Source organism: Thermostichus vulcanus str. 'Rupite', from assembly GCF_022848905.1.
GTDB classification, from domain to species: Bacteria; Cyanobacteriota; Cyanobacteriia; order Thermostichales; family Thermostichaceae; genus Thermostichus; species Thermostichus vulcanus_A.
In genome coordinates, this window is record NZ_JAFIRA010000081.1 from 1 (window position 1) to 6,209 (window position 6,209).

At 53.9% G+C, this 6,209-nt stretch carries 5 protein-coding genes and 1 pseudogene; 2 read left to right on the forward strand and 4 right to left on the reverse strand.

Annotation, left to right across the window (positions count from 1 at the left end; genetic code table 11):
* The first annotated feature begins 272 nt into the window (after positions 1-272).
* Positions 273-2,009, forward strand: coding sequence for a diflavin flavoprotein (locus JX360_RS16865; protein ID WP_244353276.1), 1,737 nt, complete (start codon positions 273-275; stop codon positions 2,007-2,009).
* A gap of 771 nt (positions 2,010-2,780) precedes the next feature.
* Here JX360_RS16865 and JX360_RS16870 read toward each other — a convergent pair.
* From JX360_RS16870 to JX360_RS16885, 4 genes are all read right to left on the reverse strand, one after another.
* On the reverse strand, positions 2,781-3,431 hold the full coding sequence (locus tag JX360_RS16870; protein WP_244353288.1) for a precorrin-8X methylmutase: 651 nt from the start codon (positions 3,429-3,431) through the stop codon (positions 2,781-2,783).
* Positions 3,432-3,514: 83 nt separating this feature from the next.
* Positions 3,515-3,856, reverse strand: a complete 342-nt coding sequence (locus tag JX360_RS16875) for a histidine triad nucleotide-binding protein (RefSeq protein WP_244353277.1) — start codon at positions 3,854-3,856, stop codon at positions 3,515-3,517.
* 54 nt (positions 3,857-3,910) lie between these two features.
* Entirely contained in the window at positions 3,911-4,249 is a 339-nt protein-coding gene (locus JX360_RS16880) for a hypothetical protein (protein WP_244353278.1), read from the reverse strand.
* A gap of 198 nt (positions 4,250-4,447) precedes the next feature.
* A complete protein-coding gene (locus tag JX360_RS16885; RefSeq protein WP_244353280.1) occupies positions 4,448-5,689 on the reverse strand; it encodes a hybrid sensor histidine kinase/response regulator in 1,242 nt (413 codons plus the stop codon).
* A 397-nt stretch (positions 5,690-6,086) separates the two neighbouring features.
* Here JX360_RS16885 and JX360_RS18155 point away from each other — a divergent pair.
* Positions 6,087-6,209: pseudogene (locus JX360_RS18155) on the forward strand (RapZ C-terminal domain-containing protein); the annotation flags it as partial.

The following is a 6,209-nucleotide window of genomic DNA, read 5'->3' on the forward strand; positions in this document are numbered from 1 at the left end:
CATTATCGGCATTCGGTTGGAAAGGTGTTGGAATACATCAACGACCCACACCACGGCTGAATCAATTCAGCCTGTGCGCTTATATCCCCCGGTTAGAAACCGGGGGCTTTACGCTGGTTTTCGTAAGAGGAAGCGCAGCTACAGGATTAAGTCAATAGGCATCATCAGGGATCCCGATTGAGCAACCCAACAGGATAAGGACGATGTCTCATAACATTCGGTTACATTGAGATCAAAACTGTAACCCAGTCGTTCATGAATCCAGAGGGAGCATGGCTACTATCACCGTCGAACCGCGTTCAGCCCAAGCTCATCTCACCCTACAGACCTTGCCTATTGGGGCCGATACCCTCGCCATTCGTTCCCAGGATTGGGATCGGGATCGTTTCGACATTGAATTTGCCCTAGAGAACGGCACCACCTACAACTCCTTTTTGATTCGGGGCGAGAAGGTGGCTTTGATCGATACCTCCCACGAGAAGTTTCGCCAGTTGTACCTAGATCTTCTGCACGGGATCCTGGATCCAGCCGAGATCGATTACTTGGTGGTCAGCCACACCGAGCCAGATCACAGTGGATTGGTGAAGGATTTGTTGGAGATTGCCCCTCACCTCACCGTGGTCGCCTCTAAGGTGGCGGTGCAGTTCCTAGAAGACTTGGTGCATCAGCCCTTCGAGCGGCTGCTGGTGAAAAATGGCGACCGATTGGACTTGGGCAAGGGGCATGTTTTGGAGTTTGTCTCCGCCCCCAACCTGCACTGGCCGGACACCATCCTCACCTACGACCACGGCACCCAAATCCTCTACACCTGCGATGTGTTTGGGATGCACTACTGCGATGACTTTGCCTGGGATGAGCACCCCCACCTGCTGCAATCGGACTACAAACTCTACTACGACTGCCTGATGGGGCCGAACGCCCGCTCTGTCTTATCGGCCCTCAAGCGCATGGAGGCCCTACCCCCGATTGCTGCTATTGCCACTGGCCACGGCCCCCTGCTGCGCCATCACCTGGTTGATTGGGTGGAGCAATACCGCACCTGGAGCCTAGAGCAAGCCAAGGCCGAGCGAATGGTGGCTGTGTTTTATCTGTCGGGATATGGCCAGGCGGAAGCCTTAGCCCAAGCGATTGCCCATGGGATCCAAAAAACGGGGGTACAGGCAGAACTGGTGGATTTTCGACTGGTGGATGCCCATGAGGTGCGGGAGCTGATGAACTTGGCCATGGGTGTAGTGGTGGGAATGCCCCCCCAATCCGGGCCAGATGCCGCAGCGACCCAAGTGTTGCTCAAAACCCTGCTGGCAGCCACCCACAGCAAACAAAGCTTTGGCCTGTTTGAATCCGGGGGAGAGGACGATGAGTCGGTCTATCTCTGTCGCAACACCCTCCAGGAAATCGGTGCCAAAGAAGCCTTTGCCCCAATACTGCTCAAGCAGCCCCCTAGCGAGGCCCTGTTGCAATTGTGTGAGGAAGCCGGTACCGACCTAGGACAATGGCTAACCCGGGATCGCAGCATTCAACAGATGAAGGCTTTGGATGCCGATCTGGATCGTGCCTTGGGCCGGATTAGCAACGGCCTTTACATCATCACTGCCCAAAAGGGGCAAGCCCATAGCGCCATGTTGGCCTCCTGGGTGGCCCAAGCCAGCAGCGAGCCACCGGGGATCACCATCGCTGTCGCCAAAGATCGGGCGATTGAGTCCTTTTTACAGGTGGGGGATACCTTTGTTTTGAATGTGTTGCAGGAGGATAATTATCAGACATTGATGCGGCACTTTCTGAAGCGCTTTCCACCGGGGGCCGACCGCTTTGCTGGGGTCAAAACCTACCCTGCCGCCAACGGATCCCCAATCTTGGCCGATGCCTTGGCCTACTTGGAATGCCGGGTGGCCAGCCGCATGGAAACCAGCGATCACTGGATTGTTTACAGCACCTTAGAAGCAGGCCGGGTCTCCAACCTGGATGCTCTGACTGCTATTCATCATCGCAAAGTGGGCAATCACTATTGATGTTCACGGGATCATCCCGATCACTTTGATCTTTGGATTGAGTCATTGAGTCATCCCAGATCCCACCCAATTGATCGGGCAGATCCTACAGAGTTGATTCCCTCAACTTCCTTCAATAGGATCGCCGATACACCAAGCCATCAGGCCGGAGGAAAAAGGGACTGTTCTGGCCCAAACTGATCCCTCCCTGCTCCAGCTCAAAGGGCAGATCCTCCAAAAGTTCCTCAATCCAATCGGATCCCTGCTGGGTTGGGCTGTATGTGGCCTCCCATAACCCTCCAGATCCGGGTTGCGGAGCATGGATCTGTTGCCAGTGTTGATACGGGCTACTTGGGGTCGGAGTTATAGACGGAATAGTAGTCGGTTCCAACCGTGAGGATCCCCGAGCCGATGCCACCGGATAGGGAAAAGCGTGGCCACTGAGGTCTTTCCCATTAGAGTTCTGGAAGAATAGTGAGTCCTGCTGGGTTTGCCCCCAAGCTGCTTGTGTCAAGATTAGGCCAAGGATGCAGCTGCCACAGCAGAAGAAAACCGGATATTTCATGGGTAAACCTCTAACACCACAGAAGAGCCGGATCAACTTAAAACGCCCTCAAAACCGCAGTAGGTACAGCGCATCCCTATCCTGTCGATGCCAGGGGGAGGAATAAGTGACCGAGATCACGGAAGGAAGGGGATTGTGGGTGAGCGGCAGGATTCCAAAAATCATGCGCTTATTCAAGCAGAAATCTTCGCCCCAGACCTTAGGCTAGAACGAAAGCAATCCGCGCTTTACAAAGTAGTGGATTTGCTAGGGTGCTCGGCCCCACTCGCCCGCACATAGGCATGCCACGCCAGATCCAGTAGACTGTCCAACACCGCTGCCGCCACGGCTGGGCCACCCTTACGACCCTCAGTCCGAATGTGGGGTACCATCGAATCCGCCAGATCCTGTTTGGCCTTCACCACATCGACAAAACCCGCAGGTGTTGCGATCACCAAAGCAGGGGCGACCTCGCGCTCCAAAATCAGCCGCACCAAGCTGGAAAGGGCCGTCTGGGATTGGCCAATCACGAAAATCGCCTCAGGATAACGTTGGGCGAGGGTTTCTAGCCCCCAAGCAGAACGAGTTTTGTCCTTTTGCGGACGGGTAACGGCTTCGCTGCTGCAGTAGATGGGATTGGAGAAGGTGTTTTGAATGGCCAAGGCTATGCCCACCTGTACCATTGGCTCATCCACCACAATGGTGGTACGGGCCGCTAGGGCAGCCGCCCCCGCCTGCAGAGCTTCATTGGAGAATCGAATCAACTTCAGATACTCAAAGTCTGCGGTGGCATAAATAACACGACGAACCACCTCGTACTCAGCCGGGGAAAGCTCGTGCTTGCCGACCTCCTGATCGATAATCATCAGGCTTTCTGCATCGGTCACATGCCACTCCATCAGTTCTAGACCTCGCCCGCTGGCTATCCTCAATGGCAGCATTGTACCCGCAGAGGCCGAGACTGGACGGCAAACCTGACGACCTAGCCTGGGGGCCAGCCCATTGGACGCCCACCCAGAACGTGCACGTGGAGATGAAACACTGTTTGTCCACCTTCCTGTCCTTCGTTGATCACCAGCCGATAGCCATTCTGCAAACCTGCCTCGGCAGCCACCCGTTGAGCTGTCAACAACAGGTGTCCCAGCAACTGTTCGTGTTCGGGTTTGGCCTGAGAGATGCCAGGGATCGGCTGCTTCGGGATCACCAAAATATGGACGGGGGCTTGCGGGGCAATGTCTTTGAAGGCCAGAACCGTCTCATCTTCATAAACAATTTGGGCGGGGATCTCCCTACGAATGATCTTGCCAAAAACAGTGTCGCTCATGAGTTGTGGAAATGGGGAAGGGACTACTGCCCTTAGCCTACCTGCTAAAGGCATTCACTGCCCGAGCAGCCACTCAAACTCTTGCTGCAAAGACTGGATATGCCCCACCCGCGAGACCAAAAGAGCATCTCCTCCAGCATCTCGAAGGCGGGAGCGCCACAACTGTACCAAGTCGGGGTTACTACACCAAAAGCGGATCACGGTGTCGATCAATTGATCCAAGTCCCAACCCCGTCGGGCCGGTACCTCCTCCAGGGATCCCAACAAAGCATCCAGAGTACAGGGACTTGTGCCCAAGTATTCCACCCCACAGGGCCGTTGTGCCAGCTCCTGTTGCTGACAAAAGAAGTTTAGGGCGGGGGCAATGCCAATAATCTCAAAGGTGTAAACCATTTGATTCAATCCAATCGAGGTGTTCTTTTGTGCTGATCCGTATACTAGGCACTGATTATACTCAACTCAGACCCGTTGCCAAGTCCTAGAAACTGGCAGACGAAGACTGTATTTGCTAGCAGTCAAGAAGACGAATTGCTAGACTCAACGCAGGATCCACAGCTGGTTGTTCTTTGCGTAGAAGAAGGAAGCAAACCCCTAGAAAGAATTCAATGTGGGATCCAAAGGCAGAACGACTCGAAAAACACTACCCTTGCCCACTTCGCTCTCCACCTGAATTTGCCCTTGATGTTGCTCCACAATGCCCTTCACAATCGCCAATCCCAAGCCTGTACCATCCTCAGCCCGATGATTGGGATTGTCCACACGAAAGAACTTGGTAAACAACAGAGGCAGTGATTCTGAAGGAATGCCAATACCCGTATCGGCAATTTGGATGGCGACCCGATTCTCCTGCATCTGGGTGGAAACGGTGATGGATCCCTGTTGAGGGGTGTATTTGATCGCGTTGGAAATTAAATTAGAGAACACCTGACTTAGGCCAGTAGCATCGGCGGTGAGGGTCAGATTAGCAGCCGGTGGCTCAAAAATGATCTGGAGTGACTTGGCCTGAAAATTAGGTTGAAAACTCTCTACCTGTTGGCTGAGCAATTCCCTCAGGTTGACAACTTCCCGTTGTGGGGGCATGCCCTGTTCGATGCGGGAGAGATCCAGCAAATCGTTCACCAACTTGAACATGCGTTCGGCGGAGCGATGGATTTGTTGAACCAATCCAGTCATCTGTTCCGGGTCTTTGCGCAGGTCTTCTAAGGACAACAACAGGCGGGACACTCCCAAAATCGAGCCAATCGGGTTGCGCAAATCGTGAGAAACGGTGCTGATCAGCTGATCTTTGAGCAAACTGAGTTGTTCAATCTGCTGGTTTTGTTCCTCCAAAAGGCGGTTGCGTTCTTCCAACTGGGCAGAACGTTCCCGGACTTTGGCCTCCAAAGAGGCATTAAGCTCCTGCAAAGCCTGATTTTTGAGGGTCAGCTCCCGATCCAGGTCGTAGCTGCGCAAGGCTTCTTTCACCGTCAAGCAGAGATCGATATCGTGCCAGGGCTTGGCAATGTAGCGGTAGAGGCGGGCCCGATTGACAGCGTTGCCCACGTCATCCACATTGGCTTGCCCCGTCAACATGATCTTGATCGTTTCCGGGAAAAGAGTATGCACCTTGATCAGCAGCTCATCTCCCTTCATCCCCGGCATGATTTGGTCGGAAATGATGATGGGAATCTGGGATCCCTGTTGGCTCAGCTCGTCCAGAATCTCAAAAGCCTCGTCGCCACTTTCCGCCAGTTCAATTTGGTAGTCTGCCCCCAAGCAGTGACGCAATTGATCTCGTAAGCTGGCCAATACGGAGCGTTCGTCATCCACACAGACAATCGCGGGTTTTCTCATCGGCTTCGCTCGCATTCGCCTCTGGGCTGCTGAATCTACTGGGGATCCGGGCATGTCAATCCTCTTTCAGGCTACCAGGCCCCCTGCTGTAACGATTATGAACCTCTTTTTGGATGCTTCACCATCTTTGTTGGGGTCAGTTAGGGAACAAACTTTGACGCTTTATGAAGTATAAAGTTTGGCACTGTGCTGGTCTGCGCCTGATGGAAAACTCCTTTGATGGTGCCTATCCTCACTTTGTTCACGCTAAGAGCTTTGGCGATCAACAAAATCCGGTACCTCCCGAACGCCAGGTGATCAACAGGTCCGAATGGAGCTTTGACACCTCATCGACGACAAAAGCTCTCAGATCGTGCGATTTTGTATGTGCAATCACAGCGAAGCGGATGCCCTGCACCTGACCCTTGCCATCGGCTGTACGGGTGGTCAGCATCGCTCTGTGGCTTTGGTGGAACGCTTGGCCCAGGATTTACAGCCTTGGGTGGCTGCTCCCCCCGGGCAGGGTCTGCCGCATCTCAAT